Annotated in this window: 16 protein-coding genes; 7 read left to right on the forward strand and 9 right to left on the reverse strand. The window is 61.9% G+C overall.

Features of this window, described 5'->3' with window-relative positions:
* Positions 1–27 precede the first annotated feature (27 nt).
* The 3 genes from HB676_RS27045 to HB676_RS27055 are packed head-to-tail and all read left to right on the forward strand — an operon-like array spanning position 28 to position 3313.
* Entirely contained in the window at positions 28–903 is an 876-nt protein-coding gene (locus HB676_RS27045) for a branched-chain amino acid ABC transporter permease (protein ID WP_213741538.1), read from the forward strand.
* A gap of 2 nt (positions 904–905) precedes the next feature.
* The gene (locus HB676_RS27050) at positions 906–1832 is read left to right on the forward strand and encodes a branched-chain amino acid ABC transporter permease (RefSeq protein ID WP_213741539.1); all 927 of its coding nucleotides are present in this window, start codon (positions 906–908) and stop codon (positions 1830–1832) included.
* Positions 1832–3313 (forward strand): ATP-binding cassette domain-containing protein, encoded by a 1482-nt coding sequence (locus HB676_RS27055; RefSeq protein ID WP_213741540.1) that lies wholly within the window; start codon positions 1832–1834, stop codon positions 3311–3313. Before HB676_RS27050 ends, HB676_RS27055 begins: the two co-directional genes overlap by 1 nt.
* 40 nt (positions 3314–3353) lie before the next feature.
* Here HB676_RS27055 and HB676_RS27060 read toward each other — a convergent pair whose 3' ends face one another.
* Both HB676_RS27060 and HB676_RS27065 read right to left on the reverse strand, forming a co-directional pair.
* A complete protein-coding gene (locus HB676_RS27060) occupies positions 3354–3602 on the reverse strand; it encodes a hypothetical protein (RefSeq protein WP_213741541.1) in 249 nt (82 codons plus the stop codon).
* 291 nt (positions 3603–3893) lie between these two features.
* On the reverse strand, positions 3894–4622 hold the full coding sequence (locus HB676_RS27065; protein ID WP_213741652.1) for a cyclic nucleotide-binding domain-containing protein: 729 nt from the start codon (positions 4620–4622) through the stop codon (positions 3894–3896).
* Positions 4623–4945: 323 nt separating this feature from the next.
* Here HB676_RS27065 and HB676_RS27070 point away from each other — a divergent pair, with 323 nt between their 5' ends.
* Both HB676_RS27070 and HB676_RS27075 read left to right on the forward strand, forming a co-directional pair.
* Positions 4946–5257 carry a hypothetical protein gene (locus tag HB676_RS27070; protein WP_213741542.1) on the forward strand — a complete coding sequence of 104 codons (312 nt, stop codon included), beginning with the start codon at positions 4946–4948 and terminating at the stop codon, positions 5255–5257.
* A 281-nt stretch (positions 5258–5538) separates the two neighbouring features.
* Positions 5539–6384, forward strand: a complete 846-nt coding sequence (locus HB676_RS27075; protein ID WP_249780495.1) for a CHAD domain-containing protein — start codon at positions 5539–5541, stop codon at positions 6382–6384.
* A gap of 4 nt (positions 6385–6388) precedes the next feature.
* Here HB676_RS27075 and HB676_RS27080 read toward each other — a convergent pair whose 3' ends face one another.
* The 4 genes from HB676_RS27080 to HB676_RS27095 form a co-directional block, all read right to left on the reverse strand.
* A complete protein-coding gene (locus HB676_RS27080; RefSeq protein ID WP_346347434.1) occupies positions 6389–6847 on the reverse strand; it encodes a RidA family protein in 459 nt (152 codons plus the stop codon).
* 120 nt (positions 6848–6967) lie between these two features.
* Entirely contained in the window at positions 6968–8647 is a 1680-nt protein-coding gene (locus HB676_RS27085; protein ID WP_213741544.1) for an AMP-binding protein, read from the reverse strand.
* Positions 8648–8948: 301 nt separating this feature from the next.
* Positions 8949–9782, reverse strand: a complete 834-nt coding sequence (locus HB676_RS27090) for an alpha/beta hydrolase (protein WP_213741545.1) — start codon at positions 9780–9782, stop codon at positions 8949–8951.
* Complete coding sequence (locus HB676_RS27095) at positions 9779–10279, reverse strand: MarR family transcriptional regulator (protein WP_213741546.1); 501 nt, start codon at positions 10277–10279, stop codon at positions 9779–9781. The genes HB676_RS27090 and HB676_RS27095 overlap by 4 nt, the downstream gene beginning before the upstream one ends.
* 302 nt (positions 10280–10581) lie before the next feature.
* On the opposite strand from HB676_RS27095, the gene HB676_RS27100 reads away from it, so the two are divergent.
* On the forward strand, positions 10582–11757 hold the full coding sequence (locus HB676_RS27100) for an ABC transporter substrate-binding protein (RefSeq protein WP_213741547.1): 1176 nt from the start codon (positions 10582–10584) through the stop codon (positions 11755–11757).
* A 50-nt stretch (positions 11758–11807) separates the two neighbouring features.
* Entirely contained in the window at positions 11808–12263 is a 456-nt protein-coding gene (locus tag HB676_RS27105; RefSeq protein ID WP_213741548.1) for a cupin domain-containing protein, read from the forward strand.
* A 248-nt stretch (positions 12264–12511) separates the two neighbouring features.
* On the opposite strand, the gene HB676_RS27110 is transcribed toward HB676_RS27105, so the two are convergent.
* The 3 genes from HB676_RS27110 to HB676_RS27120 all read right to left on the reverse strand — a co-directional run bounded on the left by HB676_RS27110 (position 12512) and on the right by HB676_RS27120 (position 17337).
* Positions 12512–13762, reverse strand: coding sequence for a flavin-dependent oxidoreductase (locus HB676_RS27110; protein ID WP_213741549.1), 1251 nt, complete (start codon positions 13760–13762; stop codon positions 12512–12514).
* A 71-nt stretch (positions 13763–13833) separates the two neighbouring features.
* Positions 13834–16185 carry a bifunctional salicylyl-CoA 5-hydroxylase/oxidoreductase gene (locus HB676_RS27115; RefSeq protein WP_213741550.1) on the reverse strand — a complete coding sequence of 784 codons (2352 nt, stop codon included), beginning with the start codon at positions 16183–16185 and terminating at the stop codon, positions 13834–13836.
* A 315-nt stretch (positions 16186–16500) separates the two neighbouring features.
* Positions 16501–17337 (reverse strand): enoyl-CoA hydratase family protein, encoded by an 837-nt coding sequence (locus HB676_RS27120; RefSeq protein ID WP_213741551.1) that lies wholly within the window; start codon positions 17335–17337, stop codon positions 16501–16503.
* Between the last annotated feature and the right edge of the window lie 113 nt (positions 17338–17450).

Consider the following 17450-nt stretch of genomic DNA (forward strand, 5'->3'; position numbering starts at 1 on the left):
CCAATTTAGATGCTTGGGCCAATTTAAATGCTTGCCTTTCAGATTCTGATCGATGGTTTTGCCATCAGCGCTTTGTACGCGCTGGGCGCGACCGGATTCACCCTCATCTTCGGCGTCTCCGGCGTGCTTAACCTGTCGCACGGCGCCATCATGGTGCTGGCGGCGGTGGCCGCATGGGCCGCGGCCAGCGTATTTCATGTCAACACCTATGCCGGCGCGCTGATCGGCGTCGGCGTCGCGCTGATCGCCGCCATCGTCACCTATTTCGCGGTGGTGCAGCCGATCCAGAAATCGACGCGGATTCCCAACGAGGAGAAAGAAATCTTCGTTCTCACCGGCACACTGCTGTGGGGGATCATGATCCAGGAACTGATCGCGTATTTCTTCACCAACAACGCCAAGACGGTGCTGCCGATCGTCGAGGGCGTGGTCGCGATCCTCGGTGTGCGCACGCCGCGCAACGAAATCTTCACCGCCGTGGTCTGCTGCCTCGTGATCGGCCTGCTGTGGCTACTCGTGAACCGCACCCGCACCGGCAAGGCGGTGCTGGCAGCCTCGATGAATCCGCGCGGCGTCACGCTGCTCGGGCTTGAACTCACCAACATCTATGTCGTGGTCTGGGCGATCTACGGCATCCTGGCCGGTATCGCCGGCGTATTGCTCGGCATGTTCCTCGGCGTCAGCTCCTACAGCGTCGGGCCGCTGACCGCGAGCGCGTTCTCGATCGTGGTGCTGGGCGGCCTCGGCAGCGTGTCCGGCTCGCTGATCGCGGCGTTTGTCGTGGGCTATCTCGAGACCTTCACGGCCTATCTGATTTCGCCGGCCTACCGGACCATTCCGGCGCTGCTGCTGCTGGTCATCGTGATGTACATCCGGCCGCAAGGCCTGCTCGGGAGGCGATGAGCGTGGCGAATTTCTTCAAATCGCGATTGTTCTTTATCTCGCTCATTATCGTGATCATCGCCTCGACGCTGCCGCTTTACGTTTCCGGCTACATCCTCGGCCTGCTCACGGTCGCCTATTATTTCGGCGTGTTCGCGATGGCATGGGACCTGCTGTTCGGCTTCGCCGGTGAAGTCAATTTCGGCCCGACCTTCCTGATCGGTGTCGGCGCCTACACGGCCGGGATTCTCAACAATCAATATGGCTGGTCGGTTTATCTCTGCATTGTGCTCGGCGCGCTGGCCTCGGTCATCGCCGGCTTTGTGCTGGCGCTGCCGGCGCTGCGGGTGCGCGGGCCTTATTTCGGGCTGACCACGCTGGTTGCGGTGCTGATGCTGCAGAACTTCATCGTGGTGTTCGCTGATCTGACCGGCGGCGAAATCGGTCTCACCATTCCCGATGTCATCTCGATCGACGCCGGCGTCAATTACTGGATTGCGCTCGGTTTCATGACCATCAGCGCGATCATCCTCTACGGGCTGTCGCAATCGCCGATCGGTCTGGTGCTGCAGGCCAGCGGACAGGACCCGGTTCAGGCCGGCGCGCTCGGCTTCAACATCGTCAAGCACAAGCTCGCGGCCTTCATCGTCAGCGCTTTCTTCTCGGGGCTATCGGGCGCGCTGTTGGTGTTTTACTTCGGCACCGCCTCGGTCGGCACCGTCGTCGACGTCGCGGTCGGGGTCAACGTGATCGTCGCCGCGGTGCTCGGCGGCCGGCGCACGGTTCTGGGCGCCGCACTCGGCGCGATCTTCCTGATCGTGGCCGGTGAATTCCTGCGGCCGACCGGCGAACTTGCGACCTTCATCGTCTCGGCGGTTGCGCTATTGGTGGTGCTGTTCTTCCCCGGCGGCTTCCTCGGAGCGGCCCTGTCCCGCGAGGCGCGCTCGTGATGGACGCTGTGACCAACAATCCGCCTGTGCTCGAAGTCCGCGGCCTCGTGAAACGCTTCGGCGGCCTCACCGCCGTGAAGAACCTCAGCCTCGATCTGCGCGCCGGCGAGATTTTTGGCCTGATCGGGCCCAATGGTTCCGGCAAATCGACCGCGATGAAGTCGATCATGGGGATCGAACGCCCGACCGCGGGCGAAGTGATCTTCCAGGGCGAGAACGTCGCCGGCCTGCCCGCGCACAAGATTGCGCGCAAGGGCTTTGGGATGGTGTTCCAGCACTCGCGGCCGCTGAACCGGCAGACCGTGCTGGAGAACATCATGGTCGCGCTGTTGCCGGACAGCCTGTTCATGCTGTTCGCCGACAAGGCGCTGACCGAGCGCGCCAGATGGATCGCCAACCGCGTCGGTCTCGGCGCCGTGATAGATCGCCGCCCGCCGACCTTGCCGTTTGCCGATTTGCGCCGGCTCGAACTCGCCAAGGCGATCGCGCGCGACCCGAAAGTCGTGCTGGTCGACGAGCCCTTTGCCGGGCTGACGCTGGCCGAAGTCGGCACGTTCTCGGAACTGATCAGAAGTTTCCGCGACGAGGGCCGCGCGGTGTTACTGGTCGATCACAACGTCAAGAGCGTCGCCGCCCTGGTCGATCGCGTGCTCGCGATGTATCTCGGCGAGGAAATCGTCACTGGCCGCGCCGACGAAGTGATGCGCAACGAAACCGTGCGGCGGGTCTATCTTGGCGGCGCGATCGAGACGTCGGCGCGTCCGGAAACCAGCTTCAAGGACAAGGTGCCGCTGCTGCAGGTCGAGAATGTCAGCGTGCACTACGGAAAGGCGCAGGCGCTGGAGAACGTATCGATCCATGTCCATCAAGGCGAGTTCGTCTCGGTGGTGGGATTGAACGGCGCCGGCAAGACCACGCTGTTCAATACGATCTCTGGCTTCCTGCCCTATAGCGGCGAAATCGTCCGCGACGGCGAGAAACTCCGCGGCACCAGCCCGGCGCGGATCGCCCGCAGCGGTATCGTGCAATGCCCGGAATCGCGCGAATTGTTCGGCGAGATGAGCGTGCGCGAAAATCTCGATCTCGGCGGCCAGCACCTCACGGACGAGGCGCGGCAGAAGCAGCTCGAATGGCTGTTCGACCTGTTCCCGATTCTCAGGGAGCGCCAGGGCCAGATGGCGCAGACGCTATCCGGCGGCGAACAGCAGATGCTGGCGATCGGCCGCGCGCTGATGATGCAGCCGAAAATCCTGATCCTGGACGAACCGACGCTCGGCCTGGCACCTGTCATTCTCGAGCTGTTGTCGAAGGCGCTGGAAAAGCTGCGCCAGACCACGCCGATCACGGTACTGCTCGGCGAGCAGAACGTCACCTTCGCGCTGCCGCATGCCGACCGGGTCTATGTGCTGGAACATGCGCGGATCGTGTGGGAAGGCGATCCCGGCCGTTTCGCCGCCGAAGCCGGCGAAGGCTATCTCTGAAAAATTTAGTAAAACTTGGATGGTTCGAGGCCTTCTAGCCTCAATAGGCTTTGACGGTCCGGATTTCCATGGCCGGCCGCGCGAGCTGTGTTGGACCGGAGTCCGGCATCGCATAGACACCCGCAAATTCCGATTGCGCGGCTTCCGATATCCATTTGGATGAGGCCGGCTCCAGGATCGCCAGCGCGATTAGCGCCGCCGCCAGCACCACGGGGAACACAAAGAACCCGATACGCCAGCGATCGGAGAAACTCTCGCTCTTGCCTGATCTCTCGAACGAACCGTGCATGGTCGCCTCCACATTGAGGATGTACCCCACGCATGTCTAGCGCATGACGCGCCGGATGAATGTGAGATGCTTCACACCGAGGGAAATCAATGGTTGCCGCGAACCAGCGAATGCCCGCTGCTCCATCCTTCGAGACGCATCGCTTCGCGATGCTCCTCAGGATGAGGACCTCAGACCCTCAGGACGAGGTCTTTAATCCTCATGGTGAGGAGCGCTTCGGAGTTTATCATCGGGCCGCGCTTCGCGCGGACCCGTTGGCGCGTCTCGAACCATGAGAGCCACCGTCTCCCGCTAATCGTCTTCCCCGCCGGCACCGGCCAGCGTCAGCAGCGACTCGGCATCCAGCACCACGATGGCGCCGTGCTCGAGGCGGACCCAGTTGCGGGCGGCCCAGGCGCGCAGTTGCTTGTTGATGCTTTCCCGGGTCATGCCGACCATTTCGCTGATTTCCTGCTGGGTGATCGCGATGGTGCGGCCTTCGGGCGCGAGCTTGTGTTTTTCGGTCAGGCGAATGAGCGCACTGGCGAGCCGGCCCGGCAGATCCTGCAGAATCACCTGTTCGACCTGATCGCTGGTCCAGCGCACGCGCGCGCATAACAGCTCGATGAATTTCATTGCCAGCGCCGGCTGGCTGCGCACGAAGGGAATAAATTCGCGGCGGTCGATCACGAAAATCTCGCAAGAGGAATTGGCGGTGGCGTCGGCGGTTCGCGCCAGGCCATCGAGCAGCGCGACTTCGCCGAAAATCTCGCCGGGGCCGATCAGGTTGAGGATCGCACTGCGGCCCTCGGCCGAGGAAATACTGATCTTGACCGTGCCGCGGATCACCGCGATCAGGCTGTTGCCGGGGTCGCCCTTGGAAAAGATTGTTTCACCGCGCTTGAGCGTGGCGTGCTTGGCATAGCGGCAGAGCTGGTCGAACGCCTCGGGATCGAGGTCGCAGAAAATCGGGTGCTTGCGCAGCACCGTCAACTTGTTGCCCGAGCTTCCCCGCGCTTCAGCCGTCTTGTCCTGGGCCACGCCCATCAAATCTCCAGCAGCAAAGCCGGCACGACTCCGCAAAAAAGGGCAAATCACCGCATTCGGGCAGAGATGTGGGGCAGCACGCCGATGTTGCCGTTATCCAAACCCTAGACTAGCGAAAGATCATGACCGGACAAGCGTTTGGACGTTGCTCGGGCGCCGAATGGCAAAGTATTCGCAAATCATCAACCATGAATTTCGCGGGATAAATACTATTAAAAGTTGTTTTGATTAAATTTATCTATCTTGAGAGAGCGGGGACGGAAACGTCGTATTCATCAAGTTGGGGCAGCGTGCTTTTGCTTTACGGAGACAGCACGATGCCGCAGATCTGGATGACATATGACGAGATCGCGGGCCTGCTCGGCTGCTCCGCGGACGCGGCCCGCGCCAAGGCGGTGTATCGATCACTCGATCGCAAGAAAAGCCGCGATGGCCTGACGCGGGTCAAGCTCGATACGGAATGGATCGCACATTTCGTGGCCGCAATCCGCGGGAGCGATCCGGCGCTGGACCAGGCCGTCCGCGGCCTGCACACGATCCATGGCGAAATGGCCCGCGACGCCGGCCGGATCGCCGGCCTGGAAGCTGCACCCGATCAGGCCGGCTTTGCCGCCAAGCACGGCAGGTGACGCAAGGCTTGCGATAAAACAAGGCCGGAATAAAACCCGGATATCATCTCTCCGGGTAAAGCCTTAAAGCCCCACTCGTGGTTGCCGAATGGTTGCCAAGCCTTTTGGTGATAAAGCTTTTGGTGATCAGGTTACCAAGCGTTTTGGTTGCCAAGCTTTGGGCAAACGGGCAATTTACCCTCATGGTGTCGTCGCCATCGCGAAAACCTGCCGCCAAATCCCCTGCCCGCGCCACGCGAACACAACCGCGGCGTCCGCTTGCTGTGCGGCTCGAGGCCACAATGCCATGCGACGCGGCTTTCCGGGTTATCACGCGCCGCGGCCTGAAGGATTTGACCACCCATCACGCCGCGACCTGCTTGGGCGACGCCGACGCCTTGCATCACATGCGGATTGCGGTCACACGGTTGCGCACCGCGATGTCGTTCTTCTCGCCGATGGTGGCCGGCCCGCAACAGACGCGAATACGGGATGAGTTGAAGTGGTTGAACTCCCATCTCGGCGTCGTGCGCGACCTCGATGTCGCGATCGAGCGGCTAAAGGAAATCAATCAACAAAGCCAGCAGGCGGACGATCGATCCTGGAAACGGGAACGCGCCGTAAGCCAGCGGCATCTGGCGCGTGTGCTTCGATCGACCCGCTATCAGCGGCTGGTCAAAAGCACCGCCGCCTGGGTCGAAAAGGGAGCCTGGTGCAGGAAGACCGGCGCGCAAGCCGCCCAACAACGCGCCTGTCCGGTCGCCGACTACAGTACGCGGCAATTGGCGCGGTGGCAGAAGAAACTCGTGAAGAAGAGCCGCAAGCTGCGGGAATTCGGCACCAAAAAACGCCATCGGCTGCGCCTCCTGAACAAGAAGCTCAATTACGCCATCGAGTCCGTCACCGATCTGATTTCGGGCGATGAGATCAAGAAGCAGCAGGCGACGGTGAAATGCCTGCGCGAGGCGCAAAAATCCCTCGGGCAGTTGAATGACGATGCGCGGGGCCGGTCGCTGGCGGCGACGGTGGGGCGCGGCGGGGCGCTGGCGTCGGAGCCGTTTCTCAGCCCCAAGCGCGAGAAACGCCTGCTGCGAAATGCGGCTGCGGCTTACAAGCGACTTGCTGAGTTGAAGCCGTTGCGGATTTGAGAAGCTAACGCGGCACCACCGCGGTCGCCTCGATCTCGACCTTGGCGGTTTTCTCGACCAGCCGCACCACCTGGACCAGCGCCATCGCCGGATAATGCGCGCCGAAAATCTCGCGATAGATCGCGCCGAGCGCCTTCAGGCTCCCGAGATATTCGTCCATGTCGACGACATACCAGGTGAGACGCACGAGATGTTCGGGCCGCGCGCCGCCCTCGGCGAGGATGGCCGAAATGTTGCTCAGCGCCTGACGGACCTGCGCGATGAAATCCGCCGGCAAATGTCCCAGAACATCCCAGCCGATCACGCCACCGGTCACGACAAGGCGGCCATCGGCGGCGATGCCGTTGGCGTAGCCTCTCGGCATCGGCCAGCCACTCGGCTGCAGGATCTGCAAGCCCGTGGGCGGCGTCTCGTCCTTGGTCGCAGGCCGGACAGCGAGGCTGGGCCCTTTCGGCATGCTCACGGGTCATTCTCCTTCATTCAAGAATTCCGCCATTGCGAGCGCAGCGAAGCAATCCATCTCTCATACACAAAGGTTATGGATTGCTTCGTCGCTTCGCTCCTCGCAATGACGATCAAAAAATCATTCCGCGGCCATGCCGGATGAGGACGCACCGGTCTGCGCCATCTGCCGCAGCGTAAATCGCTGAAGCTTGCCGGTTTGCGTCTTCGGCAACTGGGTCACGAATTCGATCGCACGCGGATATTTATAGGGCGCGATCTCGCGCTTAACGTGATCCTGCAGCGCTGTCGCGAGTTCAGCATCGCCTGTGACAGTTGCGGTCAGCACCACATAGGCCTTGACGATCATGCCGCGCGCTTCGTCGGGCGCGCCGACTACGCCGCATTCGGCCACCGCCGGATGGGTCAGCAACGCGGCTTCGATTTCGGGACCGGCGATGTTGTAGCCCGAAGAAACAATCATGTCGTCGGAGCGGGCCACGAACGACAAACGTCCCTGCGCGTCACTCACGAAGGTATCACCGGTCAGGTTCCAGCCGTCGCGCGCGTAAGTCGTCTGCCGCGCATCCGCCAGATAACGGCAACCCGTGGGGCCACGCACCGCGAGCTTGCCCGGAGTGCCCACGGGCAATTCCTTCATCTCGTCGTCGACGATCTTCGCTTCATACCCCGTGACCGGACGACCGGTGGTGCCGGCAGCGGCATCACCGATCCGGTTGGTGATGAAGATATGCAGCATCTCGGTGCTGCCGATACCATCAAGAATGGTCTTGCCGGTCTTGCGGGTCCAGTCTTCGAACACCGGCGCCGGCAAGGTCTCGCCGGCCGAAACCGCCAGACGCAACGACGACAGATCCGCGCCCTTGTCCATCGCGCCCATCATCGCGCGGTACGCTGTTGGCGACGTAAAGCAGATCGTTGCTTTATAATTCTCGATGATCCTGACCATCTCGGCCGGTGACGCGTTTTCGAGCAGCGTCGCGGTAGCGCCGAAGCGCAACGGAAAGATCGCAAGCCCCCCGAGCCCGAACGTAAAGGCCAGCGGCGGCGATCCCACGAACACGTCGTCCGGCGTGACGCCAAGGGTTTCCCTCGCATAGCCATCGGCGATGATCAGGAGATCGCGATGGAAGTGCATCGTCGCTTTCGGTTCGCCTGTCGTGCCCGAGGTGAATCCCAATAGCGCGACATCGTCGCGGCCGGTCTTGACGGCGTCGAACTTCACGGATTTGCCGAGCGCAATCCGGTCGAGTTCGGCGTCATGGTTCGAGGTGCCGTCGAAATTCACGACTTGTTTGAGAAACTTGCTGGTCTTGGCGCAGGCCACCAGTTCATCGGCGATGCGGCTGTCGGTCAGCGCCAGCGCGATCTCGGCCTTGTCGATGATCTTGGTCAATTCGCCGGCGCGCAGCATCGGCATGGTGTTGACGACAACGGCGCCGGCCTTGGTCGCGGCCAGCCATGCGGCCACCAGCGCCGGGTTGTTGCCGGAACGGATCAGAACGCGGTTGCCGGGCTTGACGCCGTAATTCTCCACCAGCGCATGCGCCAGGCGGTTCGACCAATCGGCAAGTTCTTTATAGGTGCGCTGGCGGCCGTTGCCGATCAGCGCGACACGATCGCCATATCCCTTTTCGACGATCCGGTCGGTCAGTTCGACGCCGGCATTGATATAGTCGGGATACTGAAACTCCGGCCGGTCCAGCAGCAAGTCCGGCCATTGCTCGAACGGCGGCAGATTTCGCCGCGTGAAATCGTCGACATGCCCTGATGGGCCCAAGCTGGAAGTTTTACCCGACATTTCGCTCGTCTCCATCGTCCCGTCATTTCAGGATCAAAGGCTCAAGAAATCCAGGGCGTCCGGCAGCGCTCCATAGTCAATCATTTTATACTTAAAGTAATTTTGCGCAATGGGCCAAATCCGGCCGATCACACGCTTTTTGGATCGCAAATTCGCATTGCTTCCCATCCTTCGAGACGGCCGCTCGCGGCCTCCGCAGGATGAGGACCTAAGGTGTTGAAACAACACGCACCCTCATGCTGAGGAGCGAGCATCGCGAGCGTCTCGAAGCATGGCAACGGGCGGTTTATTGAGACTTGTACTAGCCCGCCGCCAATTCGCGCAGGCGCGAGACCATCAGCGATTCCGGATCGGCCAGCGGCGCAATCGCGGTGAAGTGATTGGCGCCGGGAACCGTGCCGAACCGGGTCGCAATCCCGGCCTTGCCCCAGACATCGACGACGGTCTGGCTCTGGCGGAAATATTCCGCGCTTTCATTGCCGCCGACCACCGCGTCGAGGCGGCCGTGTTTTGGCGCCGGCCACAACAGCGGACTCGCGGCCCTCGCCGTGGTCTGGTCGAGACCCAGCGCCTTGTTGATGGAAGTGCCGACCAGCGGTCCCAGATCAAACAGGCCCGAAATCGAGTAGGCTGCAATCACGAGATCGGCCGGCAATGACGCATCGAGCGCCGGCCAGTCGGTCGCCAGCATGCAGCCCGCCAGATGGCCACCGGCGGAATGGCCGCTGATGACCAATGGCCGCCCCAGCCGCGCCAGTTCACGCGTCGCCATCCGCATCTGTCCGATGATGTCTGCGACACTCACCTGGGGGCAGAGATCGTAACCGGGAATGGCAACGTCGATGCCATGGGCGTTCAGCCCAATGGCCAGATGACTGAAAAACGAAGTATCCAGCGATTGCCAGTAACCGCCATGGATGAAGACGACGATCGGGGCATTATTGCCTGCGGGGCTTTGGCCATCGCCGGCAAAGAAATCGATAAGGTTGCGTGCGCTCGGGCCATAGGACGTGGTGCGCGGCGCATGTTTGTCACGATAGGCGGCGGCGTCCTTTGCCCACCCCGCGATCAGCGCCGGATTTTCCGGAACCCGCGCCCGGTTGTTGTATTCGACCTCGTAATCGATGCCGGTCACGCGATGCCCGCCCGCTTCTGCGCGGACTTCTGCGCCGAGGCCTTGGTCTTGGCCAGCAGGCGCATCAATTCGCGGACATCCTTGGGGCCGAGATCGGCGAAAAGATCAGCGATCCAGCTTTCATGTTCGGTGGCCATCTTGCGAAATTCGGCGCGGCCGGCTTTGGTCAGCCGGATCACCTGGACGCGGCGATCGGTATCCGACGTGCGCCGGTCGAGATGGCCGGATTCAACGAGCCGCTCGACCAGCCCGGTGACATTGCCGTTGGAAACCATCATCCGCTTCGAGACATCCGACAGCGTCATGCCTTCCGGCACCTTGTCGAGCTGCGCCATCAGATCGAAACGCGGCAGCGTGACGTCGAAGCCCTCGCGCAGCCGGCTGCGCACCTCGCCCTCGATCAGGGTGGTACAGGTCAGGAGCCGCAGCCACAGCCGAAGCTCGTTGCCGTGATCTTCCGGGAGTTCGACGGCCTTGGTCTCGGAATCAAGGATCATGTTGCAATCATACCTGCTTCGAACCGAAACGGGGCCCGGAACGATCTTTTGACCTTCAAATAATTCAGGGGATGCCGCAAGTCAAAACGCCGTTGGGCAGCCCCGATTGACGGGGTGAACAGCGGGTTTCCCAGTTGCTTTAAGGTTCAAACAATTGGCGCGCCGCTTGCATGGTTTACCCCAGACTTCGCAAGGTGGCGGCGCTGCTTGCGGCGACCGCCATCCTCAGAATAAGCTTCCGGCCCGAAGGCCCGGATCGTGTGACGCGGACCCGGCCACCTCGGCCGATCAGGAGAGAGATCATGAAACAGCAGTTGGGATTGGCCGGATTTGCGCTCGCGTTCGCTCTATCCGCCCATGCGGCGGCTGCGCAGGAAAAGATCAAGGTCGGCGTGATCCTCACTCTGTCCGGTCCGGCCGCAGGGCTCGGCCAGCAGGCCCGCGACGGCTTCGCGCTCGCGGTCAAGGATCTCGGCGGCAAGATGGGCGGCCGGGATGTCGAGGTCGTGGTGGCCGACGACGAACTCAAGCCCGACGGCGCGGTGAGCAAGGTCAAGGGCCTTCTGGAACGCGACAAGGTCGATTTCGTGGTGGGGCCGATCTTCTCCAATATCCTGCAGGCGATCCACAAGCCGGTGACGGACAACAAGACCTTCCTGATCAGCCCGAATGCCGGTCCCTCAAGCTATGCCGGCAAGAACTGCAACCCGTATTTCTATGTGACTTCGTACCAGAACGACCAGGTGCATGAGATCCTCGGCAAGGTCGCGCAGGATCGCGGCTACAAGCGCGTCTACATCATGGTGCCGAACTATCAGGCCGGCAAGGATTCCGTCGCCGGCTTCAAGCTCGACTACAAGGGCGAGATCGTCGAGGAATCCTACATTCCGCTCGGCACCCTGGATTTCCAGGTCGAGCTCTCAAAGATCGCCTCGCTCAAGCCCGACGCGGTGTTCACCTTCATGCCGGGCGGCATGGGCGTGGGTCTGGTAAAACAGTTCAAGCAGGCTGGCCTCGCCGATCAGATCCCGGTGCTTTCCGCTTTCACCGTCGATGAATCGACGCTGCCGGCGCAGCAGGATGCGGCGGTCGGCATGTTCGGCGGTGCCGACTGGGCGCCCAATCTCGACAATCCGCAGAACAAGAAATTCGTCGCGGGCTATGAAGCCGCCTATAACAGCGTGCCCGGCACCTACGCGATGCAGGGCTATGATGCGGCCTTGCTGATCGATAGCGCGGTCAAGGCGGTGAAGGGCGACCTGTCGAACAAGGATGCCGTGATCGCGGCGCTGAAGAAGGCCGACTTCACCTCATTGCGCGGCGGCTTCAAGTTCAACACCAACGGCTATCCGATCCAGGACTTCTATCTGACCAAGGTGGCCAAGCGCCCCGACGGCAAATTCCAGACCGAAATCGTCCAGAAGGTGTTCGAGAATTACGGCGACCGCTACGCCAAGGAATGCACACCGGGCAACTGAACAGGACAGCGCTTTTTGGCGTCCAGATAAATGATTGGAAGGGAACATCAATGAAGAGCGAAATCACCGGCATCACCCGGGCCAATGAGGGCATGCAGGGCATTTCCTGGAATATCCTCGGCCAGACCTATGTGCCGAAAAGCTGCACCGATCATTCCTTCTCCTGGCACGCGACATTCCCGCCCGGCACCTTCGTGCCGCCACACATCCATCCCGACCAGGACGAATATCTCTACATACTGGAAGGCAAGCTCGACTTCATGCTGGCCGGCGCCGAAGCGCAGGCCACGCCGGGCGATCTCATTCGCCTGGGAATGGGCATCCCGCACGGCATTTTCAACAAATCGGACCAGACCGCGAAAGTGCTGTTCTGGGTGTCGCCGAGCCAGAAGCTGTACGATCTGTTCTGGGCCCTCAACAACATGAAGGAACAGAAACCGGACGAGGTGGTGGCCTTGGCCGCCGAATACAACATCCACTTCCTGCCGCCCCCTCCGGGGGCGTGAGCGATCCCGTCATTCCGGGGCGATGCGCAGCATCGAACCCGGAATCTCGATATTCCGGGTCTGGTCCTTCGGACTATCCCGGAATGACGGCTTAGAGATTGAAGATCGTCATTGCGAGCCAACGGGTCGCGCGAATGCGCGCCCGATGATAAACTCCGCGAAGCAATCCATCGCGCAGCGTATGACGATGGGTGGATTGCTTCGTCGCTTCGCTCCTCGCAATGACGAGGAGCGAGTAACGCGAAAGCCTAAGCCCTCACCGCCGCCAGTCCCGGCAACGCCGCAAATCCCGCCTTGCTCGCATAGCCCTTCACAATCGCTTCACGCTGGCTGTAGCTCAGCACTTGGTCGATATCGGTGAATCCATCCGGCGCGATCTGTTCGACGGCGTCGATCACGCCTTCGGGGCCGCCGCGGCGGTTGGAGCGGACGACTTCCGCGGTCATCGGCAGGCGCTTTTGTTCGTAGGCCAGCAAGGCCTGGCGCGGATGTTCGGAGCGGGCCAGCAAGTCGGCGAGGCAACGCGCATCGAGAATAGCCTGCGAGGCGCCGTTCGAGCCGACCGGATACATCGGATGCGCGGCGTCGCCGAGCAGCGTGACGCGGCCGCTGGTCCAATAAGGCAACGGATCGCGGTCGCAGGTCGGATATTCGTAGAATTCGGACGTCGCCGAAATAAGACCGGGCACGTCAACATAAGGCACCGAGAACCGCGCGACATGCGGCATCAATTCGTCGCGCCGGCCCGGCCGCGACCAGTCCTCGCGGCGCGGCGGCGGCGTGTTGCTGTCGCCGACCTTCACCAGCACGGCCCAATTGGTCAAGCGGTTGGACGGGCTCGAGCCCTCCGCGATTGGATAGACCACGACCTTGGCATTGAGACCGCCGGCGACGATCATCGATTTTCCGGTGAGGAATTTCGGCCAGTCGCGTGCGCCGCGCCACAGCATCAGGCCGTTCCAGCACGGCGGGCCTTCGTTCGGGAATAATGTCTCGCGCACCCGCGAGTGAATGCCATCAGCACCAATGAGAATGTCGCCGCGCACGGTCGTGGTATGGCTGCCGGTGCGATCGAAGAAATGCGCGGTAACACCGCCCTCGTCCTGGCTGAAGGCGCCGAGTCGGCAACCGGTGTGGATCGCGTCAGGTCCGAGACGTTCTTCGACAGCGCTGTGAATCACGCTCTGCAGGCGGCCGCGATGAATCGAGAATTGCGGCACGTCATGGCCGGCATCGACGCCGCGGGATTCACGCCAGACTTCCTGGCCGTGGCGATTGAGATAATACAGATCGTCGGTACGGATCGCGATGTCGTCGAGCTTCTGCAGAAGACCGAGCCCGGCGAGTTCACGGATCGCATGCGGCAGCGTGTTGATGCCGACGCCGAGTTCGCGGATGGTGTCCGCCTGCTCAAACAATTCGCATCCGATGCCGCGGGCTCGCAGCATCAGCGCCGTGGTCAGGCCCCCGATACCACCTCCGACGATAATCGCCTTCATCGCACTACTCCACTCATACTTAACGCGCGCCGACAGGGCCTTTATCTTCTATGGTAAGTTCGCATAGCGCCTTACTCCGCCGCAAGCGGCTTTGTCGCCTCCGCCTTCAACTCCGCGCGGGTCTTGGGCTTAGCCTTAATTTTCAGGTCGTCGAAGTCCTGCCGATCGCGAACGGAGTTGCGGAAAATCTGCTCCTTGCCGGGCAAATAAGGCGGCGGGCAGAAAATATCATCGGCGCGGTACCACGCCGCCGCTTTCATCGTAAACGCGGGGTCAACGAGATGCGGCCGCCCCAGCGCCACCAGATCGGCGCGGCCGGCCGCGAGGATGGTGTTAACCTGATCTGATGTCGTGATGTTGCCGACGCACATGGTCGCGACGCGGGCTTCGTTGCGGACTTGCTCGGAGAATGGCGTCTGGAACATGCGGCCATAGACCGGGCGGGAATCACGCACGGTCTGCCCGGTCGAGACATCCACCAGATCGACACCGGCTTCGGCGAAGGCGCGCGCGATCTGCACCGCGTCGTCGCCGACGATGCCGCCATCGGCCCAATCGGTCGCGGAGATGCGCACCGACATCGGCTTGTGCGAAGGCCACACCGCGCGCAGCGCCTCGAATATTTCGAGCGGAAAGCGCAGACGATTTTCCAGCGAGCCGCCGTAATCATCCGTGCGCGTATTGGTGAGCGGTGAAATGAAGCTCGCCAAGAGATAACCGTGCGCGCAATGCAGTTCCAGCATATCGAAGCCGGCGCGCTCGCCGCGTTCCGCGGCCTGCACGAATTCCGCCTTCACGGCCTGCATCGCGGCGCGGTCCATCTCGCGCGGCACTTGGCTGTCCGGATAATAGGGAATCGGCGACGCCGACAGCACGTCCCAGCCGCCTTGTTCGAGCGGACGGTCCATGCCGTCCCACATCAGTTTGGTGGCGCCCTTGCGCCCGGCATGGCCGAGTTGCAGGCAAATTTTTGCCGCGGAATTAGTATGAACGAAATCGACAATGCGCCGCCACGCGGATTCCTGCTCGTCATTCCACAGGCCGGTGCAGCCGGGCGTGATGCGCGCATCGCGGCCGACGCAGGTCATTTCGGTGAAGATCAACCCGGCGCCGCCGATCGCGCGCGATCCGTAATGCACCAGATGGAAATCGCCGGGCACGCCTTCGGTCGCGGAATACATGCACATCGGCGACAACACGGCGCGGTTGGCGAGCGTCATCTCGCGCAATTTCAACGGCTGGAACATCGGCGCCGCGGGCTTCTCGACATCTACGTCGAGTCCGCCGGCGCGAACCTGTTTGGCAAAGGCCTTGTCGACCTCGCCGACGAAGTCCGGCGCGCGCAGCATCAGATTGTCGTAGGTGATCGCCTTGGCGCGCGTCATCACGCCGAAAGCGAACTGCACCGGATCGAAATCCCAGAACCGGTCGACATGCTCGAACCAGACCAGCGAGACATCTGCGGCGTGCTGGGTCTTCTCGACCTCCTCGCGCCGCCCCTCTTCATATTGCTTCAGCGCGGCCTCGACCGTCGGCGCGCGCAGCATCGCATCGGATAGCGCGATGGCGTCTTCCATCGCCAGCTTGGTACCCGAGCCGATCGAGAAATGCGCGGTCGCCTTAGCGTCGCCGAGCAGCACCATGTTGCCCTTGACCCAGCGCTTGCTGCGGATCATCGGGAAATTGCGCCACATCGAGCGATTGGTCAGGAGCGGATGGCCCTCGAGGAACCAGCCGAAAATCTCGGCCATGCGATCGGCCGATTGCTTTTCGCTGAGGCCCTTGAGCCCGGCGCGCTCAAAGGTTTCCGGATCGGTCTCGAAGATCCAGGTCGAGCGTCCGGCCTCATATTGATAGGCGTGGGCGATGAACGGGCCCCACTCGGTCTCCTGAAAGATGAACGTGAAGGCATCGAGCGGCCGGGTCGAGCCCATCCAGGCGAACACGTTGGAGCGCATGTCCACTTCGGGCTGGAAATGCTCGACATATTTGTCGCGGAAGCGGCTGTTGATACCGTCAGCCAGCACCACCAGATCGGCGTCGGCAAAGCGCGCTTCATCGTCGATGTCGGCCTCGAAGATCAGCGTGACGCCGAGTTCGCGCGCCCGCTGCTGCAGGATCAGCAGCAGTTGGCGGCGCGAGCAGCCGCAAAAACCGTTGCCGCCGACCCGGTGCACGGTGCCGCGGAAATGCACGGCGATATCGTCCCAATAGGCGAATTCCTGGGTGATGCGGCGATAGCTCGGGGAATCGTATTTCTCGAAATTGTCGAGCGTGGCGTCGGAGAACACCACGCCGAAACCGAAAGTATCGTCGGCGCGGTTGCGCTCATAGACCGTGATCTCGGCTTCCGGCCGCTGCTTTTTAAGCAAAATCGCCGAATAAAGACCCGCCGGTCCGCCACCGATGATCGCGATCTTCATGAGAGCCTCCGGTGCATCAGTTGAACCGTCCGAGATATTTTAAACCTAAAACAATTTCCCGGCAAGCCCCTTTGCCTGCAAGTTCTTCACCTGATTGTAACCGGCCGGAAGGCACCGGCGAAGATGGTTCGAGACGGCGCTATCGCGCCTCCTCACCATGAGGGAGGGGTGGGTGTGCCCCTGTAACAGCCCGCAAGTTGCTCATCCCACGACAGGTCCTCATCCTGAGGAGGCCGCAAAGCGGCCGTCTCGAAGGATGGCCGCAAACTCATGGTTCGAGACGGCGCTACGCGCCTCCTCACCATGAGGAGCCCCTCAATTCCCCTGAAACGCCGGTTTCACCTTGTTCGAGAACGCCTCGAAGGCGCGGGCGAAATCGGCTGTGGTCATGCACAGCGCCTGCGAGATCGCCTCGGCCTCGATCGCCTCTTCGATCGACATGGCCCATTCCATCGCCAGCATCCGCTTGGTCATGGTGTTGGCGAAGGTCGGCCCTTCCGACACCTGTTTGGCCAGAAGCTGCGCCTGCGACAGCACATGCTCCGGCGCGACGATGCGGCTGAAGAAGCCCCAGCGCTCGCCCTCCTCCGCGGTCATGAAGCGGCCGGTGTAAAGCAGTTCCGAAGCACGCGACTGGCCGATGATGCGCGGCAGGATCGCGCAGGCGCCCATGTCGCATCCCGCAAGCCCCACCTTGTTGAACAGGAACGCAACCTTGGCGCCCACAGCCGCGAGGCGCATGTCGGAGGCCATCGCGATGATGGCGCCGGCGCCGGCGCAGATGCCGTCGACCGCCGCGATGATCGGCTGCGGCGCGGCGCGCATCGCCTTGACCAGTTCGCCGGTCATGCGGGTGAACGCCGTGAGGCCTTTGGTGTCCATTTTCACCAGCGGGCCGATGATCTCGAACACATCGCCACCCGACGAGAAATTGCCGCCCGCGCCGGACACCACGATGGTCTTGACCTGATCGTCGAACGCGCAGGCGCGAAAGAAATCCGACAATTCGCGGTAGCTCTCGAAGGTCAGCGGGTTTTTTCGCTCGGGCCGGTTCAGCGTCACCGTCGCAACGCTGCCATCCACCTTGAGCAGGAAATGCTGCGGCGAGAAATCTGCCAGCGGCAGCGTGACGGGATTGGCTGGTTTGGTCATGGGATTTTCCTTCCTTCGATTCTTCCCGTCATTCCGGGGCGATGCGAAAGCATCGAACCCGGAATCTCGAGATTCCGGGTTCGTGCTTCGCACGCCCCGGAATGACGGTTGTT

The sequence above is a fragment of the Bradyrhizobium sp. dw_411 genome, from assembly GCF_018449695.1.
GTDB lineage: Bacteria > Pseudomonadota > Alphaproteobacteria > Rhizobiales > Xanthobacteraceae > Bradyrhizobium.